This is a genomic window from Brevibacterium sp. Marseille-P9724 (assembly GCF_902500275.1).
Classification (GTDB): Bacteria; Actinomycetota; Actinomycetes; order Actinomycetales; family Brevibacteriaceae; genus Brevibacterium.
In genome coordinates, this window is the sequence record NZ_LR722991.1 from 283,393 (window position 1) to 306,858 (window position 23,466).

Annotated in this window: 20 protein-coding genes; 4 read left to right on the forward strand and 16 right to left on the reverse strand. The window is 62.7% G+C overall.

What is annotated here, in order from left to right:
- From GC119_RS04125 to dacB, 14 genes are all read right to left on the reverse strand, one after another.
- A complete protein-coding gene (locus GC119_RS04125; protein WP_151952501.1) occupies window positions 1-1,038 on the reverse strand; it encodes an extracellular solute-binding protein in 1,038 nt (345 codons plus the stop codon).
- Window positions 1,039-1,071: 33 nt separating this feature from the next.
- Window positions 1,072-1,887, reverse strand: a complete 816-nt coding sequence (locus GC119_RS04130; RefSeq protein ID WP_070573290.1) for a glycerophosphodiester phosphodiesterase — start codon at window positions 1,885-1,887, stop codon at window positions 1,072-1,074.
- A 184-nt stretch (window positions 1,888-2,071) separates the two neighbouring features.
- Complete coding sequence (locus tag GC119_RS04135; protein ID WP_151952502.1) at window positions 2,072-2,956, reverse strand: Rossmann-like and DUF2520 domain-containing protein; 885 nt, start codon at window positions 2,954-2,956, stop codon at window positions 2,072-2,074.
- Between the two features lie 10 nt (window positions 2,957-2,966).
- The gene (locus tag GC119_RS04140; RefSeq protein ID WP_151952503.1) at window positions 2,967-4,754 is read right to left on the reverse strand and encodes a PH domain-containing protein; all 1,788 of its coding nucleotides are present in this window, start codon (window positions 4,752-4,754) and stop codon (window positions 2,967-2,969) included.
- A complete protein-coding gene (locus tag GC119_RS04145; RefSeq protein WP_070573284.1) occupies window positions 4,754-5,242 on the reverse strand; it encodes a PH domain-containing protein in 489 nt (162 codons plus the stop codon). The genes GC119_RS04140 and GC119_RS04145 overlap by 1 nt, the downstream gene beginning before the upstream one ends.
- Window positions 5,239-5,697: a DUF3180 domain-containing protein gene (locus tag GC119_RS04150; RefSeq protein WP_070776583.1), complete on the reverse strand. Its 459-nt coding sequence runs from the start codon at window positions 5,695-5,697 to the stop codon at window positions 5,239-5,241. Before GC119_RS04150 ends, GC119_RS04145 begins: the two co-directional genes overlap by 4 nt.
- Window position 5,698: 1 nt before the next feature.
- Window positions 5,699-6,643, reverse strand: a complete 945-nt coding sequence (folK, locus tag GC119_RS04155; RefSeq protein WP_151952504.1) for a 2-amino-4-hydroxy-6-hydroxymethyldihydropteridine diphosphokinase — start codon at window positions 6,641-6,643, stop codon at window positions 5,699-5,701.
- Window positions 6,640-7,482, reverse strand: coding sequence for a dihydropteroate synthase (gene folP, locus GC119_RS04160; RefSeq protein ID WP_193215611.1), 843 nt, complete (start codon window positions 7,480-7,482; stop codon window positions 6,640-6,642). The genes folK and folP overlap by 4 nt, the downstream gene beginning before the upstream one ends.
- 5 nt (window positions 7,483-7,487) lie before the next feature.
- On the reverse strand, window positions 7,488-8,051 hold the full coding sequence (gene folE / locus GC119_RS04165; protein ID WP_070573277.1) for a GTP cyclohydrolase I FolE: 564 nt from the start codon (window positions 8,049-8,051) through the stop codon (window positions 7,488-7,490).
- Window positions 8,051-10,204 carry an ATP-dependent zinc metalloprotease FtsH gene (gene ftsH / locus GC119_RS04170; protein WP_070776586.1) on the reverse strand — a complete coding sequence of 718 codons (2,154 nt, stop codon included), beginning with the start codon at window positions 10,202-10,204 and terminating at the stop codon, window positions 8,051-8,053. Before ftsH ends, folE begins: the two co-directional genes overlap by 1 nt.
- Before the next feature lie 47 nt (window positions 10,205-10,251).
- Window positions 10,252-10,803: a hypoxanthine phosphoribosyltransferase gene (gene hpt / locus GC119_RS04175; RefSeq protein ID WP_070573273.1), complete on the reverse strand. Its 552-nt coding sequence runs from the start codon at window positions 10,801-10,803 to the stop codon at window positions 10,252-10,254.
- A gap of 85 nt (window positions 10,804-10,888) precedes the next feature.
- Window positions 10,889-11,926, reverse strand: coding sequence for a tRNA lysidine(34) synthetase TilS (gene tilS / locus GC119_RS04180; RefSeq protein WP_176747320.1), 1,038 nt, complete (start codon window positions 11,924-11,926; stop codon window positions 10,889-10,891).
- A gap of 29 nt (window positions 11,927-11,955) precedes the next feature.
- The gene (locus GC119_RS04185; RefSeq protein WP_193215612.1) at window positions 11,956-13,059 is read right to left on the reverse strand and encodes a zinc-dependent metalloprotease; all 1,104 of its coding nucleotides are present in this window, start codon (window positions 13,057-13,059) and stop codon (window positions 11,956-11,958) included.
- Between the two features lie 2 nt (window positions 13,060-13,061).
- On the reverse strand, window positions 13,062-14,561 hold the full coding sequence (gene dacB, locus GC119_RS04190) for a D-alanyl-D-alanine carboxypeptidase/D-alanyl-D-alanine-endopeptidase (protein ID WP_070776588.1): 1,500 nt from the start codon (window positions 14,559-14,561) through the stop codon (window positions 13,062-13,064).
- Window positions 14,562-14,657: 96 nt separating this feature from the next.
- Between dacB and GC119_RS04195 the strand changes: the two genes are divergently transcribed.
- Window positions 14,658-15,143 carry an inorganic diphosphatase gene (locus GC119_RS04195; protein WP_019174538.1) on the forward strand — a complete coding sequence of 162 codons (486 nt, stop codon included), beginning with the start codon at window positions 14,658-14,660 and terminating at the stop codon, window positions 15,141-15,143.
- A 213-nt stretch (window positions 15,144-15,356) separates the two neighbouring features.
- Entirely contained in the window at window positions 15,357-16,031 is a 675-nt protein-coding gene (locus GC119_RS04200; protein WP_070776589.1) for a VOC family protein, read from the forward strand.
- Window positions 16,032-16,226: 195 nt separating this feature from the next.
- Here GC119_RS04200 and GC119_RS04205 read toward each other — a convergent pair whose 3' ends face one another.
- Complete coding sequence (locus tag GC119_RS04205; protein ID WP_151952507.1) at window positions 16,227-17,039, reverse strand: CPBP family intramembrane glutamic endopeptidase; 813 nt, start codon at window positions 17,037-17,039, stop codon at window positions 16,227-16,229.
- A 28-nt stretch (window positions 17,040-17,067) separates the two neighbouring features.
- The gene (locus GC119_RS04215) at window positions 17,068-21,333 is read right to left on the reverse strand and encodes an efflux RND transporter permease subunit (RefSeq protein ID WP_226829237.1); all 4,266 of its coding nucleotides are present in this window, start codon (window positions 21,331-21,333) and stop codon (window positions 17,068-17,070) included.
- Window positions 21,334-21,485: 152 nt separating this feature from the next.
- Between GC119_RS04215 and GC119_RS04220 the strand changes: the two genes are divergently transcribed.
- Entirely contained in the window at window positions 21,486-22,757 is a 1,272-nt protein-coding gene (locus GC119_RS04220) for an Nramp family divalent metal transporter (protein ID WP_226829239.1), read from the forward strand.
- A gap of 66 nt (window positions 22,758-22,823) precedes the next feature.
- Window positions 22,824-23,465: a metal-dependent transcriptional regulator gene (locus GC119_RS04225; RefSeq protein WP_070573250.1), complete on the forward strand. Its 642-nt coding sequence runs from the start codon at window positions 22,824-22,826 to the stop codon at window positions 23,463-23,465.
- Window position 23,466: the final 1 nt, after the last annotated feature.

Below are 23,466 nucleotides of genomic sequence, written 5' to 3' on the forward strand. Positions count from 1 at the left end.
TCAGCCGGTGACCTTCTGGAACTCTTCGATTACGCCGTCTTGGACATCGTTCATCTTCGCGAAGTCGGTGCCTTTGACAAGCTTGTTGTATTCCTCGTCGGAGGGGAAGGCTTCGCTGGCGGACTCGGGGAGTTCGATGTCTTTAACGGGTTTCAGGTAGCTTTCGGCAAAGAGCTTCTGGGCTTCCTCTGACAGTACGTAGTCGAGAAGCTTCTTGCCGTTGTCGCCGTTGGGCCCGTTCTTCACGAGGCTCATGGTGTAGGGAATGCTCAGTGTTCCTTCGCACGGGTAGACGACTTCGATCGGCGAGCCTTCCGCGGCTAGCTGGTATCCGTTGAAGTCAGCATCGATGAGGATGGGGATTTCACCCTGCTGCACCGACGAGGTGGCGGTCTGCGCTGGGTTCTTCACGCCGTTTTCAGCCATCTTCTCGGCCCATTCGAGGCCCGGCTTGAAGTCATCGAGCGAACCGCCGAGCGCCTGGTTGGCTCCTGTCAGCACCGAATACCCAACAGCGGCCTGGGCGGGGTCCAGGTAGCCGACCTTGTCTTTGTACTTAGGGTCGGTGAGGTCGTTCCAGCACTTGGGAACTTCGACGTCACCAAGCTCCTTGGTGTTGACCAGCATCGCCACGGCCCCCTGGTGAACAGCTGTCCAATTGCCCTCGGGGTCTTTGAGGTTTTCGTCGATGTCGTCGAAGCCTTCGGGCTTGTACGGTTCAATAAGCCCTTCGTCCTGGGCCTGCATGCCGAATACGATTCCGTAGTACGCAACGTCTGCTGCCGGCGATTCCTTTTCAGCCGTGAGTGCTGCGAGCGTCTGCCCTGAGTTCTTCGGGTCGTTGGGAGCTTCGATGCCGGTTGACTCGGTGAACTGCTTCAGAACATCGTCCCAGTTGGCCCATTCCTGGGGCGTGTTGTAGGAAACGACGGTGCCCGAGCCGGCAGCGGAATCTCCTCCGCCGCCTCCGATGGAACAGGCGGCAAGGGCAAATGCGGACAGTGACGCAACAACTGCAGCTGAAAGTGAGCGACGCATGTTTTCTCCTTTGTGAAGTTCTCGGTGGTGGTGTCAGCGACCGAGGCGCTGGTGAAGGTCATCAAGACGGTCCGTCATGAACATGTCGACGTTCATGTCGATTGCTTTCTGGTTGTCTTTCTCAAAAGCGTCGGGCCAACCCCAAGCGGAAACGGTCAGCCCCAGGGATTTCGCATAGGCGACGGTTTCCGGGCGCAGAGCGTCAAGGTTGATGTTGATGGCGTCAAAGCCCTGTTTCGCGGTGGAGGAAACCCAGGCCCGGCTGACGGGGCCTTCACCGGTCCAGGTACGAACACGCATGAGTTTGATACCGGTTTTCTGGTCTTTGATTGTCTTCAGGCCCAAGTCGCTGAAGCCTGATACCCAGGCACGACTCGATTGGCCGTGTTCCTCTATTTCCTGTGCCAGGCGTCGAGCGCCTTTCACCGTTGTCAGCCCCGTGTGCTTGAACTCGTACACGAAGTTCACGGCAGTCTGCTTGCCGAAAGCAGCGAAGACGTCATCCAGGGTCGGCAGCTGGCAATTCTCTTCGATCCTTTTAGCTGAACCAGAGTCGATGAGAGCGGTGCCGCCAGGGCCCTTGCAGAGGTTGTCGTGTGACAGATAGAACTTGTCGCTGGCGATGTTGTAGTGGACGTCGATTTCGACCCAGTCGGCGCCCTTGGCGACGGCTGACTCGATCCCAGCGAGTGAATTATCGGGGTGGTGTTCCTTGTCGCCGCGGTGAGCGACGCTTTGCAGAGCCGACCCGCTGTTCTGCACTTCAGCCGCAGCAACCGGGCCAGCGGCTAGAACACCACCAAAAAGCGCACATGAAGCAGCCAGCTTAATGAGGGTACGGTGAAACATTGCGTGTCCAGGCCTCCATCGGTCGGGCGGGGCAATGCATGCCCACTCGAAAGACAACGAAGCCCAACCTAGGAATGATCTATGGCTGCCAGGTGGCTCCGGCGTGAACAATCAGCTTCATCGAGTGAACTCAGGGGCGCTAGGGTCCCCACCCGTTCACCACCGCGGCTCAGGTCGGAAAAGCTCAGCCCAGAAGGTCGAGAATGTTCTGCGCCTGTTTGTCGCTGATAGTGCCGTTGGCAAGCGCCCGCTGGACCGTTGCCCGTGCCACCGCACGGTATGAGTGGCCAGTGTCAGCCAGTTCCGCGGCTGTTTCGTCAAGTGCTGCCAGGTGTGCCCGCACTGTCGATGCGTCACCGCGGGATACCGGCCCGGTGAGAGTGCGCACTCCGCTGCGCAGCACATTCGATGTGCTTGCAGCCACCAGCTCTCCCAACACCTGTCCCGGATCTTCTATGCCGATTGATTCGAGCATCTGCATGGCCTGGGCAATGACTACGGCCACGTGGTTTGAAGCGTGCGAACACGCGGCGTGGTAGAGCGCACGGTCTGCTTCGGCTACGACAAACGGCTCACCGCCGATTTCCACCGCGAGCGCCTGGCCGATGGCCAGGAATGTCTTCGATCCGGTAACAGCGATCGAGGTTCGGCGCAGCCTCTCGAGGTCCATTGACGTTCCCGTAAACGACAGGGCCGGGTGCAGCGCCAGTGTGATCGCCCCGCGGGCAGCGGCTGGCGCCAGAATATCTGCACCGTACCTGCCCGAAAAGTGCATGACGATCTGCCCAGGCGAGAACCGCCCCAGCTCGGCAAGCCCTGACACCAGGTCACCCAGCTGGTCGTCCGGCACCGTGAAGATGACCAGTTCGGCCCGTTCGAGGATTTCCTCCACCTCGAGAATGGGGATGTCCGGCAGCATTGCCTCGGCCCGGTCCAAAGTGGCCTCGGAGCCTCCTGTGACGCCGACGATCGCGTGCCCGGCACTGCGCAGGGCGGCCCCGATGACCGCACCGACTTTTCCAGTGCCGATGATCCCGACTCCCAAGCGGGTCTGATCGTCCAGGTTCACGTGGGTCCTCTCAGGCGGCGTCCATGGCAGCACGCGCACGCTGGGTGTGCTGCGCGTAGTCGAACAGAAGCTTCCGTGCGGTGTGCTCATCCAGGTGTTCGATGTAGGGCTTCACGGGCCCGCGGGTGGAGTGCAAGTACACGGTCGCAACATTGAAGGACCTCTGAATGGGCCCTTGATTCCACCCGAGGGACTGCACGCGAGCGTGTGGAATGAATATTGCCCGGCGGGTGAATCGGCCGGTGCGCACAGCCATAGCCGCCCGGGTGACAGCCCATCCGCTGCGACTCCGGTTGAGCGGATCGAGCCAGCGGGTTCGGGTCGGCTGCTGGGCAAACAGGCCCGGCACTGCGGCGGGTTTGGCGAATGTGCCTGCGACCGACTCGTGAATGACATCGCCGGGCGCAACGGAGTGACCCGAATTGAGTTCGCCCACACCGTCCGGCAGGACTAAGCCCATGAGCGTCTGCACATCGGTCAGTGAGCCCACCGGCAGGAGCGTCTTGCCCTCCTTGCCGGATTCTCCGGCGGTGTTGAACATCACCCGGTACCAGCCGGCAATGCGCCACATGAACGGCTGGCGAATCTCGACCGCCTGCAGACGGTCAAGCGGCACCAGCACCCGCTCAGTGGAGAAAACACCCTGGCTGATCTGCACGCCATCGCCGGTGAGCTTGGCGGAGAAGTTTCCGAACTTGAGATTGCCGGTGACCATCTGAAAGGTCGCAACCACAAATCCGAAGGCCATGGGCGCCATTGTGGTGAGCACCGCTCCGAGGGCCCCGAAGTCCATGTAGCCGGCCGCAGCCAATCCGATGCACACGCCGATTGCAGCAATAGCAAGCAGAATCAGGGCGAGTGATACGACAACGCCGGTCGTAAGAAAAGCCGACAGGATGGTCCGGTGCAGCGGCACGCGGACGAGTTCGCCATCGGGCTTGATTCGGCCGCTGCGCGTGTACGGCGCAATGAGTTCCTGAAACGACCCCGCCAGATCACTTCCGACGCCTGCGCCGCGCCCGCTGAGCGCCGACACGATCCGGGCTCCGGCCGGCATGCCGGGCGCTTCGGGATTGTGTTGGGTGCCGCTGGCGTCACGGCCTGGGCGACCCGCCTGGTTCTGCAGTCCCGGCTGACCAGCATCTGACGAGGTGCCGCTGAACTGCTCGCTGCCGCCGTCGGCTGTGGGGCCGGTCGGGTTGGGTCCGGTTGGTGCGGCCTCCGGGGCGGCGCCGGTCGGCGCTGCGGCGGCTTTGGCCCGGCGGACATTTGCCAGGATGATGTCGCGCAGCTGTTCGGCCTGTGTCTTTTTCAGGTACAGGATGGTGATGTTGGAATCGCTGCCGCCGGCAACATCGAAAACAAGTGTTGCCAAACCGAAGATGCGCGCCAGGAACGGCTGTTGGACATCGACTGACTGAATGCGGAGGAAATTCGCGTGGCGGTGCGCTTTGGACACTATGCCGTGTTTGTATTCCACCACTCGATCGTCATAGCGGTAGGCCGTCATCTTCCACTGCCAGAACAGCAGACCGACACCGGCGGCAATGATTACGAAGACGGCCAGCAACAGCAGCAGAACGAACATCACCGGCACATCGTCGGCCAGTTCGGAACCCTTGCGAAGATCGGCTTCTCCTCTGAGGATTTCGCCGAACATCCCCTGCAGCAGATTGGCGCCGAAGACGATGACCGCAATAACCGCCGCAACCAGAGCGCCGCCCATCTGCATGACCGGCGTGATCGGGTGAACCCTGTGCCAGACTCCGGGCTCCAGGCGTTTGCTCGCAGCAGTCATCACAGACCAGCCAGGCCGCTCTGGCCGCGTTCAGACAGCAGTTCGCGCAGACGGTCAGCGTCAGCGCGCTTCAGGCCGGGAACGGTTGCATCCGATCCTGCTGAAGCGGTGTGCAGCGTGACGGTGGCAATCCCGAAGACCCGTTCGAGGGGGCCGGCGGTGACATCGACGTACTGCATGCGCGCATAGGGCACTACGACGGTTTCCCGGTACATGATGCCGCGTTCGATCAGCAGGTCTGTGGGCCTGACCTTATAGCCCAGAGCACTGACCTGACGGAAGATGAAGATGCACCGCAGAAGGGGGATGCCCAGTGTCAACAGCAGGGCGATCACGAGCATCCACGGCTTGGCGAAGTCGAATGCGGTGTAGATCACGATGACGATCACCGTGCTCAACACTGCGCTGATGAACGTACTCAGCAGCCGCACGACGGCAAGCCGCTTGTCAACGGGGATGAGTTCGGGTTCGCGCAGGGGAATGCTCATGCGGCGGCTCCTGAAGGATCGTCTGGCGGCAGTTGACAGAAGCGTTCGACCACGATTCCAACCGTCATCAGTCCCGCGGCCACAATAAAAGTACCGAACATGGCCATTGCCGAGCCAGTGCGAAGGAATCCTGCAGACAGCAGAATGTAGACGCCCGAACCCAGGTACCACCCGGACAGTGCCGCTCCGGTCAGCGAACAGGCTTTGGCCATCATCGCCACCCGGGCGGCCTGCAGCGGGTCGATCGGCTGTTTGCGCTCGCCGTCGTTCCACTTCTTGATCGGAATGCCGAGCACAAGGAGTGTTCCGCCCAGCAGAAGCATCCCGACGATCGCCGGCCACGGAACATCGGGAAGCGGATTGCCCCAGCTTTCCAGAACCCAGGACCCGGCTGATCCGACAATGAATCCAATAGCTCCGCCGGTCAGAAGGTTCGATGCTTTGGTTGGGCGCATATCAGTCCAATCGTCGAACAGTCTGCGCTGGTTCAGCCGCCTGCACGCGGCTGCCGGCTTCGCTCACGAGAATCTGCGCCCCACCGTGGCTGATCCGGGCGTGCGGCCTGATTTCTGCCCACGGCACCAGCACGAACGCGCGTTCGTGGGCCCGCGGGTGGGGCAGGGTGAGAATAGGATCGCTGCTGGTGGTCTGCGCATCGGGACTGTCGATGTCGCTGTCGGCGGCAGTCAGCCGAATGATGTCGATGTCCAATGTGCGCGGGCCCCAGCGGACATCGCGCACGCGACCCTGTGCCGCTTCGATTCCCTGCAGCGCAGCCAGGAGCTCACGCGGACTGCAGGCAGCCTCAACGACGGCCGCGCAGTTGACGAAATCGTCCTGCTCCACTCCCCCAACGGGCGCTGTCGCATAGAAGCCGGAAGCGTGCACGACTTCCACCCGCGGCAGGCGGTCAATCGCGCGCAGGGCGTCTTCCAGCTGTCCGCGCGGATTGTCCCTGTTGGCTCCCAGCGACAGGATCGCTGTGATGCGCTGCTCTGACGAGGTGCCGCCCGCTTGGGTGGGCGTGTTCGCCTTACCGTGGCTTATGGCGGATGCCCGCACGGTGACATCGGCGAAATCGTGGGCAATCGGCGCCGACGGCTTGTGCACCGTGACTGAGACCGTGCAGGGAATAGTGATGGTCCCTGCAATGGCCCCTGCGATGCGGGCAGCGAGAGCTTCTATGAGGTCGTAGCGCTCGGTGCTGACAATCTTCGCGGCGAGCTCGGCCACCGCCCCGTAGTCCACCGTGTCATCCAGACGGTCGGTCTGGGCTGCTTGGCTGAAGTCGCCTGTCAGCAGCACGTCCACACTGAATTCCTGGCCGTCTGCCTTTTCGAAGTCAAAAACTCCGTGGTGGCCGTAGGCGCGCAGGCCCGTCAGGTGGATTTCGTGCGTCATTGCCGCTGCTTCTTCAGCTGGTAGTCATGGCCTGCTCTGCCGATCGCATCGCACACTGCAGCTGCCACATAGGAGGTCCGGGCGTCATGCACGCGCACCGCCCACGCTCCAGCGCGTGCAGACACTGCGGTGATTGCGGCAGTTGCGGCATCGCGATCTGCTTCGCTGGCCTCTGCCGGGTTGTCCGGGTTGATGAGCGAGGCCAGAAAGCGCTTGCGCGAACCGGCCACCAGCAGCCGGTAGCCCAGCTGGCTGAACTCGTCGATTCCGGCCATCAGCTGCCAGTTGTGCTCAGCGTCTTTTGCAAAGCCCAAGCCCGGGTCCAGGATGATTCGCTCGTTCTTCACCCCTGCGGCCAAAGCCGCGTCCGTACGTTCCAGAAGTTCGTCGCGAACCTCGGCGACAACATCGTCATAGGTGTGAGTGGCACGCGCATCGGTCAGCAGTCCCCGCCAGTGCATGACGATGAGCTGCGCATCGGATTTCGCTGCGACGTCGAACATGCGGCTGTCCATTTTTCCAGCCGAAACATCGTTGATGATGTGCGCTCCGACATCGAGCGCGCGCTCCATTGTCGAAGCTCGCATAGTGTCGACACTGACTGTGACGCCTTCGGAAACGAGCTTGTCGACGACCGGCACTACTCGTGCAATCTCTTCGTCTTCCGGCACCCTGGTGGAACCGGGCCGGGTGGATTCACCGCCGACATCGATGATGTCCGCGCCCTGCTCAACGAGTTCCAGTGCGTGTTCGACCGCTGCTGTGTAGTCCAGATAGCGACCGCCATCGGAAAAGGAATCGGCAGTCACATTGAGCACGCCCATGATTTTGGTGCGCATATGTGTCACCTTCCCTGAATGAGGCTGATGGCCTCTGCGCGGCTGGCGGGATCGCGCAGCTGTCCGCGAACCGCTGAGGTCATGGTCTTCGCACCGGGCTTGTGCACCCCGCGCATGGACATGCACAGATGCTCCGCTTCCACTACGACGATCACGCCGCGCGGGTTGAGGTTGTCCACCAGCGCGTCCGCTATCTGAGTGGTGAGCCGTTCTTGCACCTGTGGGCGGCGGGCGTAGACCTCGACCAGGCGGGCGAGTTTCGACAGGCCCGTCACCCGGCCTTCCGGTCCCGGGATGTAGCCGACGTGCGCTTTGCCGTGAAAGGGCAGCAGGTGGTGCTCGCACATGGAGAACATTTCAATGTCTTTGACGAGCACCATTTCGTCATAGCCGATGTCGAAGCTGACTTCGAGCAGTTCGTCTGCGCTCTGGTGCAGGCCCCTGCACAGATCGGCGTAGGATTTCGCCACGCGCTGCGGTGTGTCTTTCAGACCGTCGCGGTCGGGGTCTTCGCCAATGGCTTCGAGGATGCTGCGCACGGCAGCCTCGATTTTCGGCAGGTCCGCCATCAGCGGTCGCCCTCGGTGCCGTGCGGCGGCTCTTCCCGGCCGGGCCCGGGCTGTTCGGGCTCATCCCGGCTGGGCTCTGGACCAGACTGTTCAGGCTGGCTGGACTGTTCAGGCGGACTGGTCGCTTCAGCCGATTCCTGCGAACCGTCCTCGTGGTGCTTGAGCTCTTCTGCCCGGCGGGCGATCGCGTCACGCCAATCACCCGTGTTGTCGCGGCGCTCCGGCGGTGTGACCGGTGGGATGTCAGAGACAGGACGGTCTTGGCTGGTCAGCCACACTTCGCGCTTCGGGGCTTTCTGCACGTCCGCAAAGATGCGCTTGAGGTCAGCTTCGTCCAGGGTTTCGCGTTCCAGCAGCTCATAGGCCAGCTGGTCGAGGATCGCCCGGTTGGTGTTGAGCGCCCAGTGGGCATCGGCGTGCGCGGCGTCGATGAGCGTGCGCACTTCTTCGTCGATGATGAGCTTGGTGGCTTCGGCCGTGCCGACCTCACCCGTGCCCGCGCGGCCGGCAAAGGGGTCGCCGCCTTCATCACCGAGCTTGACCATGCCGATCTTGTCGCTCATGCCGTACTGGGTGACCATTTTGCGAGCTGTGCTCGTGGCCTTTTCGATGTCGTTGGACGCACCGGTCGAAGGATCGTGGAAGACGATCTCCTCTGCTGCACGGCCGCCGATGGCGTAGGCAAGCTGGTCCAGAAGTTCGTTGCGGGTGACCGAGTACTTGTCTTCTGTCGGCATGACCATGGTGTAGCCGAGCGCCTTGCCGCGGGGAAGAATGGTGATCTTCGTGACCGGGTCGGTGTGGTTCATGGCCGCGGCGACGAGAGCGTGCCCGCCTTCGTGATAGGCGGTGACCATGCGCTCCTTGTCGTTCATCAGCCGGGTTCGCTTCTGCGGGCCGGCGATGACACGGTCGATGGCTTCGTCCATGATCGTGTTGTCGATGACGGTCTGGTTCGAGCGCGCTGTCAGCAGCGCGGCTTCGTTCATGACGTTGGCAAGGTCAGCACCGGAGAATCCCGGCGTGCGCTTGGCCACCGCACCCAAGTCGACTTCTTCGGCCAGGGGCTTGCCCTGCGCGTGGACCTTGAGAATGTGTTCGCGGCCCTTCATGTCGGGAACTTCGACGGCGATCTGCCGGTCAAAGCGGCCCGGTCGCAGCAGAGCGGGGTCAAGGACGTCCGGGCGGTTGGTGGCCGCCATGAGAATGATGTTCTTCGTGGGGTCGAAGCCGTCCATTTCGACCAGCAGCTGGTTGAGCGTCTGTTCGCGTTCGTCATTGCCGCCGCCCATGCCGGCACCGCGCTGGCGGCCGACGGCGTCGATTTCGTCGATGAAGATGATGCAGGGCGAATTGTCTTTCGCCTGTTCGAAGAGGTCGCGCACACGGCTGGCGCCCACACCCACATACATCTCCACAAAGTCCGAACCGGACATTGAGAAGAACGGAACCCCCGCCTCGCCCGCTACCGCACGGGCAAGCAGGGTCTTACCCGTGCCGGGCGAACCGTACAGGAGCACGCCCTTGGGGATCTTCGCCCCGACATCGGTGAACTTCTTCGGTTCAGACAGGAACTCCTTGATTTCCTCAAGTTCTTCGAGGGCTTCGTCAACACCGGCGACATCGGCGAAGGTGACATCAGGTTCTTCCTTCTGAATCATCTTCGCCTTGGACTTGCCGAAGTTCATGATTCCGCCCGCACCGGCAGACATGCGCGTGAGCAGGAACCAGAACACCAGTCCGATCAGAATGAACGGAACCAGGTTCAGCAGCAGGGTGGTCAGGAACGACCGCTTGGGAACCTCGTCCGTGAAGCCCTTGGAAGCATCAGCGGAGTCAACGGCTTTGACCACCTGTTCGCCGCGGGGCTCAACGTAGAAGAACTGCACCCGCTTGCCGTATTCGCGGTCGTCGACCTTGAAGTCGTCCTTCAAGACCATGTCGACGCGCTGATCACCGTCGACGACCTTGACCTGTTCGACCTTTTTGTCTTTGAGAAGCTGCAGCCCCTGGTTGGTGTCGATGCGCTTGAAGCCGCCGCCAGCCAGGAGCGAAGCTCCGATCGACACGATGATGAGGGCAAGAACAACCCATACAAACGGGCCGCGGGCCCATTTTCTGACGGTGGGCTTGCTCGTTTTCTTGTCTGCCATTGGCTCTTCTCTGTGCGGTTTCAGTCGCGGTGGTCGGGTGGTTCGGGTCAGCTGTAGACGTGCGGCGCCAGTGTGGCGACGAACGGCAGGTTGCGGTATTTCTCCGCGTAGTCGAGGCCGTATCCGATGACGAACTCATTGGGCACATCGAAGCCGGTGTAGCGGACGTCGATGTCGACCTTGATCGCTTCGGGCTTGCGCAGCATGGTGCAGATCTCCACGCTCGCAGCACCGCGGGATTTCAGGTTTGACAGCAGCCATGACAGGGTCAGGCCGGAGTCGATGATGTCTTCGACAATGAGCACGTGACGGCCCGTGAGGTCTTCGTCGAGGTCTTTGAGGATGCGCACAACGCCGGAGGACTTGGTGCCGGATCCGTAGGAGGACACCGCCATCCAGTCCATGGAAACGTGGGAGTGCAGAGCGCGCGCCAGGTCTGCCATGACCATGACAGCGCCTTTGAGGACACCGACGATCAGCAGATCCTTGCCCTCGTAGTCGCGGTCGATTTCGGCAGCCATTTCCCGCAGCCGGGTTTTGATCTGCTCTTCCGTCACGAGGATCTTCTCGATATCAGATCCGAGGTCGTTCTGGTCCACTCGGTGTCCTTTCTGCTCGCACCAGCCGAGACGCCCATCAGCATACCCGCTGACCATCCGACCGGTGTGTGAAACCTTTGCCAGATCAGGGCGTTTTGCCGTCACCGCGCACGAGGTGGAGGTCACCTCGGTCGTTTCGCACAAGGCTCATGCCACCGGGCATGGACAGCGGCTGGGCTCCGCCGGTCAGCGCCCGCCACGCCCCGAGGATGTGTTCTGCTGTGAGCTGGTCCGGTTCTTTCAGCTGAGCTGCAAGCCACGTCCGCGCGACCCGGGTGCCCAGCGCCGGCGGCAGCATTGCGGTCCGTGCGCTGAGCTGATCGGCCTTTATCAGGCTTTCTGCCATGCGGGCTGCCCGTTCGTCCAGGTAGTCGGCGTCGAAGGCCGCCAGTTCGGCCGTGCGGGCGAGGTTGCCCTTCACACCCTCGCCCAGGTGGTCGGCCAGGGCGGGCAGCACCTCCTGTCTCACTCGCACCCGCGTGTAGTCGGGGTCGGTGTTCATGGGATCGTGCCACGCGGGGATCCGCTGTGCATAAGCGGAGTTCACGGTCTGTCTGCGCTCAATGCCGAGCAGGGGCCGCCACAGCGTGCCCTTCTTAGAGCGCATACCGGCAACTGCTCGACTTCCCGAGCCGCGCAGCAGTCCCAGCAGCACAGTTTCGGCCTGGTCATCGCGCGTGTGACCGGTGAGAACAGCCTGTGCGCCAGCTGCGATGCGCGCTTTTTCAAGAACCCGGTAGCGGGCTTTGCGGGCATCGGCTTCCAGTCCGCTGGCGGTGCGCTCGACGTTGACAGTGCGCACGACTGCCGGCAGGCCAAGACCCAGCACCATTCCGGCTGCGCGCACGGCCGTGTGCGCCGACCCCGACTGCAGGCCGTGGTCTACAACGACGGCGGTGAATGAGTGTTCCGTCTTCACGTTCAGATACGCGCACGCTGCCGCCAACGCAGCAGAGTCCGGTCCCCCGGAGACGGCGACGATGAACCGGCCCGGCTTGGCGGGCAGGCAGTCGACCACGGCCTGGCGAATGGCAGCTGAATCAGGGTCAAGGCTCGGCCGACGGTGCTGCGGCGCGGGGCTGTTTCCAGCTGCCCGCGCTCTGCCGCCGCTGGCGCGTTTCACTTTCCTGTCCTTACTGGTTCCCATAGCTCCTACACTGTGCCCGGGGTGTCTGGCACAACCCTGGACACCCAGCTTTCTGGGTGCTGGAGTTCCGAGCTGCTCGGCAGTGCACTCGGTGATGACCACACCCTGTTGAATCCGTCCATTCCCGCCTGTCTGCTGACAGTTCGCACAAACTGCGCGCCGTCTTCGTACTGAGCGAGTTTCTCTTCTGAACCTATTAGCCGCATAGCGGCCGCCCGCAGCCCGGTGTCCGACCTGCGGCTGGCATCGAACACGCGCCGAATACGGCTGACACTGGGAATGACCCGTTTGCCCGCCCGGTCCATCATGACGTCGGCGTGCCCTTCTAACAGTGTCATGATTGCGGTGATGTCTTCCATTGCCCGCTGACCCTCGACGCTGAGTGCGGCGTGTGCCAAGGATACTTCACCGCGCAGGGCTGCCGGAAGCTGCGCCAGGAGGTCGCCCAGCGATTCTTCTGTGTTGAGAAGACGGCCGATGCGGTCGATCACCTCGCCGCGAATCCACGGTGCCAGCGCCAGCTGCACGCGGTGCGTTGTTTCGTGGAAGGCAACCCACAGGCGGAAGTCGCGGGAATTGAGCTGCAGGCGCTGCTCCATCGCGAGGATGGTCGGGGCGTTGAGGATCAGCGCACCGGGCCTGCGCATGGGTTCGTACTGCCCGAGCACCCTGCGCGACAGGATCCCAAGAACCGTGCCCAGCTGCACTCCGGCAGACCGTGCTTCGGCACCGGAACGGGCCGAGCTGAGTTTCTGCCGTGCCGCACCGAGAACTGTGCCGAGTCCGCCTCGGGAGTGTGTCCTGCGGTCACCGTCCGTGCCGCTTCCTGGGCCATCGAGGTGTTCCAGCAGCTCTGTGAGCATGAGCGCGTTGGCCTTCACCCAGCCCATCCGATCGACTACGAGCACTCGGTCAGAGGCTGCGCGCTGCCGGGCGGCATCTTCGACCTCGCGGCTTAGGCACATGGCGTCCAGCAGCAAATCGAACGAGGTTTCGGCCGCATCGCGCATTTCCAGAACGAGGTCTTCGCCATCAGCTGCGGTCACCTTCGGACCGGCAGGAGTGGATTCGCGGGCCGCGGCCAGCGCGGATGGGACGTGAATGCGCACGGTCAACGGCACCCGCACTTGGCCAGACCGGTAACGGCGGCATCGATTGCTTCACGCGCCCCGCCCACTGCGCCTTCGGTCATCATCGAAAATGCCAGCAGGCGACCATCAGCCGTGACGACGGTTCCTGAGAGGCTTGCGACAGTTGCCAGCGTGCCGGTCTTTGCCGAGACGCTGCCCGCCGCACCCCCTTCGCCGTAGCGGTGGATGAGCGTGCCGTTGAGTCCGCCCACCGGCATGCCGGGGATGAGCTGCGACAGGCTGTCGTCGGACTGTGCGGCAGCTACAATGACCCCGGTCAGGTCGTGCGGTGAAATGCGGTTCTTGTACGACAGGCCGGATGTGTCAAACAGGCGGATGTCCCCGGTGTCGATGTCCATGTCGCCCAGCTGGCGCAGCACCTCGGCCGGTGCGGAGCTTTCGGAGGCTTCCGCACCCCGGGCCAGCGCAACTTCGCGCCCGAGCACTTCAGACACGATGTTGTCCGAGTGCTGCAGGGCGTGCCGAACCAGGCTGGACACGGGTGCTGACTGTACTTCGGCAAGCACTGCCGGGGTCTGATCCTGCTGTTCAGCGCCGTCGCCTTCGGCGTCTTCCGGATGCAGCGGCGCGGCTTCTTCCTGCGGTGGATCGGTCTGCGCGTCCGGGTTTCGGACACTGACCTCGATGCCGTTCTTGGTCAGCGCATCTGCAAAGTCCCGAAGGGCATCGCGGGCAGGCTCAGGTGTGCGAGGCGCTTTGAGTTCACCGGTCTTCGAACCCATGTGCACCATGAGGGGGTCAAGGTTCGTGATGAAGCCCAGCTCAATGTCGGAGCGATCCCAGTCTTTGCTGAACCGCGGGCCGGTGTAGCGGGACACATCGGCGTAGACCTCGACCTTTTCGACACCACGGTGCTTGAGTTCCCGCGCGGTGTTCTCAGCCAGCGTGCCAAGGCCTGCGCGCCCGTTGACGGCACCGGGCTTGGATTCGCCCTTGCCGAGCATGACATCACCGCCGCCCACAAGCGCCAGCGACCCGCTGCCGTCTTCGGCAGAGTCCAGGCGAGCAGCGGTTGTGAACGTGTGATCAGCCCCGAGGGCGCCGAGTGCCGCCGCCGATGTCAGCACCTTCGTCACCGAAGCCGGTGTGCGGCCGGTGTTTTCGCCTTTGGCGTAGAGGACTTCACCCGTGGCGGCATCCCGAATGTCAGTGCCGATCTTTCCCTTGAAGCCGCTGTCCTTGAACGCCTTGTCGACAACCGGTGCGATCTTCTTCGGCACGGGCGCTCTCGTGTCGAGTCCCGAAATGTCAAGTGCCCGAGGCGCAGTTCCCGAAAGCGACGGAGGCGGGGTGCCGCCGGAGGTCGGCACAACGGTGAGCACGCCGGGAACCGCGTCCAGGGCATCGAGCGCGGCGTATCCGGTCAGCAGTGCAGCAAGAATAGAGGCGACACCTGCGGTGACTTTGAGACGCCCGCGCGCACCGCCCTGCTCGTCTTTGGGGGCACCTGAACTGCTCACCGATTACTCACCTCTTTCTGGCCTTCACTATGCTAATTGTGACGCCTACAAATCACGGAATCCTTTCCGAATCATCCATCCGCAGGAGGAAATCTCTTGGAACTTCTCGCCACCATCGAAATCCCGCAGGGTTCGCGCAACAAGTACGAAGTGGACCACGAAACCGGACGCGTCAAACTTGACCGCTACCTGTTCACCTCGATGGCCTACCCCACTGACTACGGCTTCTTCGAGGACACGCTCGGCGAAGACGGCGACCCGCTCGACGTTCTTGTCCTGCTGCACGAATCCGTGTTCCCCGGCTGCCAGCTGGATGCACGCCCCATCGGCGTTTTCCGCATGGAAGACGAAGCCGGCGGTGACGACAAGGTCCTCGCAGTCCTCGCTGACGACCCGCGCTTTGACGCCATTCAGGACGTCAAGGACGTCGACAAGTTCCAGCTGGACGCGATCGAGCACTTCTTCGTCCACTACAAGGACCTCGAACCGAACAAGTTCGTCAAGGGCTCCGAATGGGCTGGCCGCGAAGTCGCCGAAAAGATCGTTCAGGAATCGATTGACCGGTTCAAGGCCGAAGCCTGACAGCTGTCTTCACGCACACAGCTGAAAGCGGGTGGGAGCGGACTGCCGCGCCCACCCGCTTTTTCATGCCCTCCCCACCCGGCGAACACCCGAAGATCAGCGCGATGACAGGCGGCGCCTCGTCAGGTGGAGACTGCTGAGAAGGCACGCAAACCACCTAAGTTAGGTATACCTAAGTCTCGCTTAAATGAGATCTGTGCCACGCTCAGAGGTATGAATCTGGACCATGTTTCGTTCGCCGCTCAGCAGGACGGCCTGCAGGCCACAGCCGACCGCCTGGCGGAACAACTCGGAATCACCTACTACGACGGCGGAATCCACCCGCGGTTCGGAACGCGGAACCTGATCTTCCCGCTGGCAAACGGGCACTACCTCGAAGTCGTCGAAGCCCTCGAACACCCGGCAGCGCTTGCAACGCCGTTCGGGCAGGCCGCAAGGGCACGGTCCGCCAAGGGCGGCGGCTGGATGGCGTGGTGCATAAGCGTCAACAACCTGGCCAAGGTCGAACAGCGCCTGGAGCGCAAAGCCGTCGACGGCAACCGCACCCCGGAGGGGTCAGAGGAAATCCACTGGAAGCAGATCGGTGTGAAGGGCGTCATTGCCGACGGGCAGCTGCCGTACTTCATCCACTGGATCTCCCCGGCTGAAATGCACCCGTCGGCCCGCCCACAGCGCAAACTCGACGGCAGCGGCGAACTCACCGGCGAAGACGCCGTGGCGATTGAATCGCTGCAGATTGCAGGCAGCCGCGACCGCGTGCGCGACTGGCTGGGCACCGACGCCCACAAGCCCATTCCTGAAATCGGCATTGACTGGGTGGCCCCGCACGGCGAACCGGGCATCATGTCCGTCACGTTCACCACACCGAATGGCCGCGTAGTCCTGTAAGGGGTGCGGAGCCTGCGGTTGCGGGCGGAGGCGCGCTGCGAGCCCTGCCGCCTCGGCTCTCTGCCGCGCTCCAAACGCAGTTTCACGCTTTAATGCAGCTTTGCGCGCAAATGCGCTGCATTAAAGCGTGCGTCTGCATTTGCGCGCAACTTTGGCCCAGCCTCCGTGTGAGTTCGGCCAGCCCGCCGCGGAGATTCAGCCGCGCAGGATGCTTGGCACCAAAAAGCCAACGGCGTCTAGCAGGAAGTGCGCACCCACAAACGGCATCACCCTTCGCCTGCGCATGTACAGCCAGCCGAAGATCAGGCCCATGAGCACATTGCCCACGAAAGGGCCGAATCCCTGATACAGGTGGTAGCTGCCGCGGAAAATCGCGAGTCCCACAATGATGACCCACGGCGACCACCGAAGCTTTTCCAGACGATCCCAGAAGAAGCCCAGCAGAAGCACTTCTTCCAGCACACCGTTCTTCACTGCCTGCAGCAGCAGAACAGGGACCGTCCACCACGCGGCGTTGAGATTGTTCGTCGAAATCTGCGCCGTCACACCCAGCGCCCGCCCAGCGGCATAAACCGCCAGCGTCCCAGCGCCTATCAGCACAAACAGCGCTACGGCACGCCACGCATCGCCCCACGCGTCACGTCGGCTGACTCGCACATCGCTGCCAAAACCGAGACCACCAGCAAAACCGAAACCGCCGCGGCCCGCATCACGACCAGCGCCACGCCCCAACCCCAAGCGCTCCAGCACGGAACCCTGCCCGTCAAGCCACAGCAGGTACAGCGCAAGCGCCACCGGCACGAGCGTGAACCCAATGCCCAGAAGCTGGTACACGAGGTCGAACACCGGCCGCGTCGACTGGCTGTTATTGAGCGAAGCAGTGCTGTCTTGAAGCGGACCGCGCGTGAGCATGTCCGCCAGACGCACAGCGGCATACACCGCCGACTGCCCCAGCGAAACTCCCGCCACCAGCAGCACCTCAGCGCGCCAGCGAGTGGGGCTTGTCATCCTCTCCGGGTACGAGGCGCCGCTGAGCTCACTGCTGATCGTCGCCTCCGCGTTCGGGCTTGACTGACGGCATGGGTTCCGTCGACAGTTTGCCGCCCGAAGGCTCCCCTGCTGCAGCCGACGGGTCTTCGTCGCTGGCGTCCGCCTCGTCCTCAGCCTGGCTGTCAGCCTCATCCTCAGTCTGCCCACCAGAGCTGACTTCAGAATCAGCTTCAGCGTCCGCCGGGGGCTGACCCTCAGCTTCGGCTTCGTCCCGCGCTTCAGCTTCCTTCTCAGCTTTGTCGATGACGGCGCCGCGAGCATCTTCCTTGACCGCCCGCTTTTCTGCACGGCGCTCCTTGTGCCCTTCGAGCAGTTCATACAGAACCGGCACCAGAATGAGCGTCAGCAGCGTCGACGACACCAGGCCGCCGATGACTGCCAGAGCCAGCGGCTGCGATACGAACACACCACCGCCGGTGAGCCCCATGGCCATGGGCACGAGCGCGAAGATCGTTGCCAAAGCGGTCATGATGATAGGCCGGTAGCGCAGGCGGGCTCCATGGAACACCGCTGTTTTGAGGTCTGCGCCGTGTTCGCGGAAGCGGTTGATCAAGTCGATCAGAACGATCGCGTTGGTGACCACAATGCCGATCAGCATGAGCATGCCGATCATGGCTGTCAGCCCCATGGGTGTGTCAGTGATGAGCAGCGCCAGAATCGAACCGGTCGCGGCAAACGGGATGGACACCAGCAGGATGAACGGCTGCAGCAGCGACCGGAACGTGGCCACCAAGATGATGAACACAATGAGGATCGCCGCGAGCATCGCCAGGCCCAGCTGTTTGAACGCATCGGCCTGTTCGGCCGATACACCGCCGGTGTCTTGGGCGACACCGGGTTCCAGCTGCGTGGAGTCGACGGTCTTCTGCACAGCGGCAGCAATCGCTCCGAGGTCATCGCCGTCAGGGGTGGCCGACACCGTCACCGAGCGCAGTCCGTCAGAGTGGCTGATGACCGGAGCGGTCTTCACCTGCGTGATATTTGCAACCTCGCTGAGCTTGATCTTCTTCTCTTTCGGCTGCTGAGACTCCGGCATCTGCCCGTCAGGCATCTGCGGCATTCCGGGCATCTGGCCGGGCCCACCGGGCATCTGACCGTCGGGCATTTGTCCGGGCCCACCGGGCATCTGTCCGTCAGGCATCTGGCCGGGCCCACCGGGCATTTGACCACCGTCACCGGGGCCCTGCGGCTGCTGACCGCCACCAGGGGCCTGCTGCTGGCCACCGTCACCGGGGCCCTGTGGCTGCTGGCGTCCGCCTTGTCCGGGTCCGCCCGGTGCCTGCGGCTGCTGACCGCGCGGCGCCTGGGGCTGCTGTCCACCGTCACCTGGGGCCTTCGGCTTCTGGCCGCCTTCCTGTCCAGGTCCACGAGGTGCCTGCGGCTTCTCGTCTTTTGCTCCGCGACCGGAAGGTTCCGGCTCCTTGCTTGGCTTCGGCTTGTCGTTTGGCGTCGGCTTCGGTCCCACCCCAGGGCTCTCTGAAGGCGTCGGGGTCGGCTGAGCAACGTTTCCGCCGCCCTTCGGACCTTCGGCACCACCGGGCGCACCTGCTCCGCCGGGCCCTCCTGTCCCGCCGGCTCCTCCGGCACCACCAGCTCCGCCGGTGACGGGAGAGCCATCGGGCATGACCATGACGGTCAGTTCCATGTCTTCGAGGTCGCTGATGCTCTCTGCGTCGCCGTCGAACACATAGACGCTGTTGGTCACGTCGTCGAGAACCACCTGACCGATCATCTGGCCGTTGATGGCGCGCGTGACGATTTGGCCCAGCTGTACTTCTGACAAGCCGTATTCGGCGGCCTTTTTGCGTTTGACGTCAATGTGGATGACGTTGCCGACGTCGCGCAGGCTGTTGTCGACCTTCTTGACCCCGTCGGTCTTCTCAAGCTGTTTGGTGAGCTTTTCTGTGGACTTCTTCAGTGCTGCAGTGTCATTTGAGGTCAGTTTGATGTCAATGGTTGACCCACCCGGAGCGGCGCTGTCGACGACTTCAAAGTTTCCGGACTCGTCCGGGTCCATGTCCTTGAACTTCTCCGTCAGGCGCTCTGAGACTTCGTCGGCACTCGCACCTTCGGACAGGTTGATGAAGTACATGCCGCTGAGCTGACCGGAACCGGAGACCTCCCCGAAGTCGAATTCGCTTGAACCGACAGAGAAGCTCAGATCGTCGACTCCCTCTGTGGCGAGGATGTCTTTCTCAACCGGTTCGGCGATCTTCCCGGCTTCTTCCAGCCCCACACCGGCGGGGAACTGCTGCCGAGCTTCAAGCGTGTCGGCGCCCATGTCACCGAGGAAGTCAGTTTTGAGCATTGGCACCATGCCCAGCGTGAGCACCAGCACGAGAACGCTTGCGACCAGCGTGATCACGGGGTGGCGCACCGTCCAGCCGATAACCGGGGTGTACGTTTTCTGCAGCCGGGTGACCGGTGATCGCAGGCTTTCGAGCTCGTCGATTTCCTGGTCGGTACCACTGTGTCCAGCTTCGGACGCGGGCCCCGCCTCAGAAGCCTGACCCTCATCGACAGCCGAACTCACTTCGGCACCCTTTTCTGCCCCGGCTGCCGAGCTCTCCGCGGAAGCGGGCTCCACCTCGCCAGCCGAATCTTCTTCAGCAGCCGGCTGAGCGTCGGCAGTGCCCGACTCGTCAGCATCGGGCACTGCCGCTGGATTCTCTTTCGCCTCTTCACGGCGCTTCTTGCGCCTTGCCCGCAGACCGCGCAGCCCTGCTTTGCGGCGGGCGGCGATTTCCTTCTTCTGTTCGCGGCTGAGCCGAACTTTCGATTCGCGCGAGCGCAGGAACCAGAACGCCAGAACCGGCACAATCGTCAGCGCCACCAGCAGCGATGCCAGCAGGGCGATCGAGGTGGTCAGCGCGAAGGGGCGGAACAGCTCACCCGTCTGGCCGGTGACGAACACCAGCGGCAGGAACACCGCGACGGTTGTCAGTGTCGAAGCGGTGATTGCGCCGGCAACTTCGCTCACGGCTGCGAGAATATTGCTGAACTTCGTCCCGCCCATCGAGTGACGCCTTCGAATGGCCTCGATCACGACAATCGAGTCGTCGACCACGCGGCCAATCGAAATGGTCAGGGCCGACAGCGTGAGCATGTTGAGGGAATAGCCTGTCAGCCACAGACCGAGCATTGTGATCAGCAGCGACAGTGGAATGGAGATCGCGGTGATGATCGTCGCCCGCACGCTCAACAGGAACACCAGGATGACCAGCACCGCGAACACCAGGCCGAGGACACCCTCGTGGACGAGGTCGTCAATGGACTGCTGAATGAACGGAGCCTGGTCGAACACGGTGGTGAATTCGGGGTTGCCCCGCAGCTTCTCCTGCGTTTTCGGCAGTGCGTCGTGAACCGCGTTCGCAACATCGACCGTGTTGGCGTCGGGGGTCTTCGTCACCGCCAGGGTGAGCGACTCTTTGCCATTGGTGCGCGAAATGCTTTCGACCGGAGCGGGCACCTGTTCGATTTCAGCGACCTCGGATAGTTTGACCGGGCCGTCTTTGCCCGTGACTCGCAGATCGCGGATCTGGTCGAGTTTCGTGATGCGCACACCGACTTCGACAGGTGCTTCGCCGTTGTCGCCTTCTATTTCACCGGCTGAGGCGGCCACTCCGTTGGACTGAAGGACTCCGACGATCTCGTCGACGGTGACGCCTTTGTCTTCGACTTTCTTCTTGTCGACGGTGATGTTGACCTGTTTGACGTCGGCGCCGGATACCGCGGCTGCTCTGACACCGGGCAGCTTCTTCAGTTCTGGAACAACAACAGAATTGAGGTCATCGGCCAGCTTTTCTTTGCTGCCGTCGGACGAAGCTGAAATGACCACCACGGGGAACTCGTCTGCTGAACCGCTGAAGACCACGGGGTCGACCCCGTCGGGCAGCTGGTCTTTGACTTTGGCAATCGCGCCTTCGAGTTCGCGCACGATGTCGTCTGAGGACGTTCCGTAGGAAACTTCGGCTGTCACATCGGATTTGCCGGAGGCCGAGGTGGAGCTGACTGACTCGACTGATTCGGAGGCGCTTACCGCCTCTTCGATGACATCGGTGACTTCGCTCTCCACGGCTTCGGGTGAAGCACCGGGGTATTGAGCGGATATGACCGCCTGCGGCAGCTCGAAGGAAGGGAAGAGCTCCCTTTTGAGTTGGGCTGTGGCAATGAAGCCGAACATCACCGCCACTACGGTGATCAGTCCGATGAGGGCACGGTGCTTCAGGCTCAGGCGGGTCAGAGTTTTCACCCGGCAAGACTAGCGCATTCACCTCAACCCAACAATACGGTCGTATTAACACTGCGCGCAGGCGAATCTCCGGGAGTCACCCACCGCTTCCCGTCCAAGCAGAGTCGGCGAATGAATTTGGCCGCCAAGAAAAGTTAAGCTAACTTAATTTCATGGCAGAATGGACCCGTCGCAACGGCGAAATCAGCGATCCGCGTCACCAGCACGTTCACCGCAAGCGCCTGGTGTGGTTGCTGGGGCCGGCCTTTGTTGCAGCAATTGCCTATGTGGACCCCGGCAATGTCGCTGCCAACCTCAGCGCGGGCGCAGAATACGGCTATCTGCTGGTGTGGGTTCTCATTGCGGCCAACCTCACCGCGATGATCGTGCAGTACCTGTCTGCCAAGCTCGGCTTGGTCACCGGCGAAAGCCTGCCGAGCATGCTGGGCGAAAGGCTGAAGAAGCCCGCCCGACTGACCTTCTGGGTGCAGGCTGAACTCGTTGCCGCGGCGACCGACCTCGCAGAGGTCGTCGGCGGCGCAATCGCCCTGTACATCCTGTTTGACATTCCGCTGGTGTGGGGCGGTTTGATCATCGGCGCAGTCTCCATGCTGCTGTTGGCGACCGCCGACCGCGCAGGCCAGCGCTTGTTCGAGCTGCTTGTGACCGCTCTGCTGGTGATCATCACGATCGGCTTCACCGCCGGTCTGCTCATCAGCGACCTCGATCCAGCGGGCATGGCCCAGGGCATGATTCCCCGCTTTGAAGACACTCGCTCCCTCATGCTGGCTGCGGCCGTTTTGGGGGCGACCGTCATGCCGCACGCCATCTACCTGCACTCGGACCTCATTCGCGACCGCTTCGGCACAGACATCCCCGAACGCACTGTTGCCCGGCTGCTCAAAGCCAGTCGCTGGGACGTTTTCCTGTCACTGATCCTGGCCGGTGGGGTCAACCTCGCCATGCTGCTCTTGGCAGCGGCAGCACTGCCCGGCGTGGAGGGAACCGAGACCATAGAAGGCGCGCACGCCGCCATCACGACTGCCATGGGTCCTTTCATAGGCGTGCTCTTCGGCATCGGTCTGCTGGCTTCCGGCCTTGCGTCGACCTCGGTGGGCTCTTATGCGGGCGCTTCCATCATGAAGGGTCTGCTGCACGTGCAGATTCCCCTCCTGTGGCGCAGACTCACCACCCTCATCCCCGCTCTGGTCATTCTGGCCCTTGGCATCGACCCCACCTTTGCTCTGGTCGTATCGCAGGTGCTGCTGTCCATCGGCATTCCCGCCGCACTCATTCCTCTGGTGTTCTACACCGGCAGACGCAGCATCATGGGCCGGTTTGCCAATCCCCTGCCGCTGCAGGCTGCGGCATGGCTGACAACAGCCCTCATCGTCACGCTCAACGCGGTGCTCATTGTTCTGGTCTGCTTGGGCTACGACGTGTGAAGCTCACGCGCGTCAGTGAGCCTGCAGCCCTTTCAACATATGCACCCGTGCGCATAGGGTGAAAGCGTGAGCACTGAGCTGGAACACCTGTCACCTGTCACCCAGGACTTCCTCAAAGCCATTTGGAGCGCCGAAGAGTGGGGCGGCGGACCCATTTCGACGAAGGCTCTGGCCGAAAGGTTCGGCACGTCCTCCGCGAGTGTGACAGACACCGTCAAGCGCTTAGCTGCCGCGGACCTTGTCACCTACACCCCGTACAAGCCGGTCAGACTCACAGACGTCGGCCGTCGGCACGCCGTTCAGATGGTTCGCAGGCACCGCCTGCTCGAAATGTATCTGGTCAGCATGCTCGACTATTCGTGGACCGAGGTCCATGACGAGGCGGAGCGGCTGGAACACGCTGTCTCTGATCTTTTCGTGTCCCGCATCGATGCGCTCATGGGCCACCCCACGGCAGACCCGCACGGCGATCCGATTCCCGACGCCGAAGGCCGCATGGATCACCCCGACCGTGCTGTTGTGCTGCTTCAAGCCCAGGCTGATGCCCCGCACCGGGTAGATCGGGTGGACGACAGCGAAAACGACGTGCTCACGGCAGCGGAAGAGCACGGGTGCGTGCCCGGAGCGCACATTGTCCCCGGCGATCTGCTGGCCCAAGCCCCCGACCTTGCCGAGGCGGTGTGGGTCACTCCGCTGCACTACAGCTGAG

Bases quoted from the DNA above. Each gene is read 5' to 3' on its own strand.
- GC119_RS04150 (WP_070776583.1), bottom strand. From the start codon at position 5,697: ATGCGCCCAACCAAAGCATCGAACCTTCTGACCGGCGGAGCTATTGGA.
- GC119_RS04220 (WP_226829239.1), top strand. From the start codon at position 21,486: ATGGCAGAATGGACCCGTCGCAACGGCGAAATCAGCGATCCGCGTCAC.
- folP (WP_193215611.1), bottom strand. From the start codon at position 7,482: ATGCGCACCAAAATCATGGGCGTGCTCAATGTGACTGCCGATTCCTTT.
- ftsH (WP_070776586.1), bottom strand. From the start codon at position 10,204: ATGGCAGACAAGAAAACGAGCAAGCCCACCGTCAGAAAATGGGCCCGC.
- GC119_RS04130 (WP_070573290.1), bottom strand. From the start codon at position 1,887: ATGTTTCACCGTACCCTCATTAAGCTGGCTGCTTCATGTGCGCTTTTT.
- GC119_RS04125 (WP_151952501.1), bottom strand. From the start codon at position 1,038: ATGCGTCGCTCACTTTCAGCTGCAGTTGTTGCGTCACTGTCCGCATTT.
- GC119_RS04140 (WP_151952503.1), bottom strand. From the start codon at position 4,754: ATGACTGCTGCGAGCAAACGCCTGGAGCCCGGAGTCTGGCACAGGGTT.
- GC119_RS04145 (WP_070573284.1), bottom strand. From the start codon at position 5,242: ATGAGCATTCCCCTGCGCGAACCCGAACTCATCCCCGTTGACAAGCGG.
- GC119_RS04200 (WP_070776589.1), top strand. From the start codon at position 15,357: ATGAATCTGGACCATGTTTCGTTCGCCGCTCAGCAGGACGGCCTGCAG.
- folE (WP_070573277.1), bottom strand. From the start codon at position 8,051: ATGGCGGACCTGCCGAAAATCGAGGCTGCCGTGCGCAGCATCCTCGAA.
- GC119_RS04205 (WP_151952507.1), bottom strand. From the start codon at position 17,039: ATGACAAGCCCCACTCGCTGGCGCGCTGAGGTGCTGCTGGTGGCGGGA.
- folK (WP_151952504.1), bottom strand. From the start codon at position 6,643: ATGACGCACGAAATCCACCTGACGGGCCTGCGCGCCTACGGCCACCAC.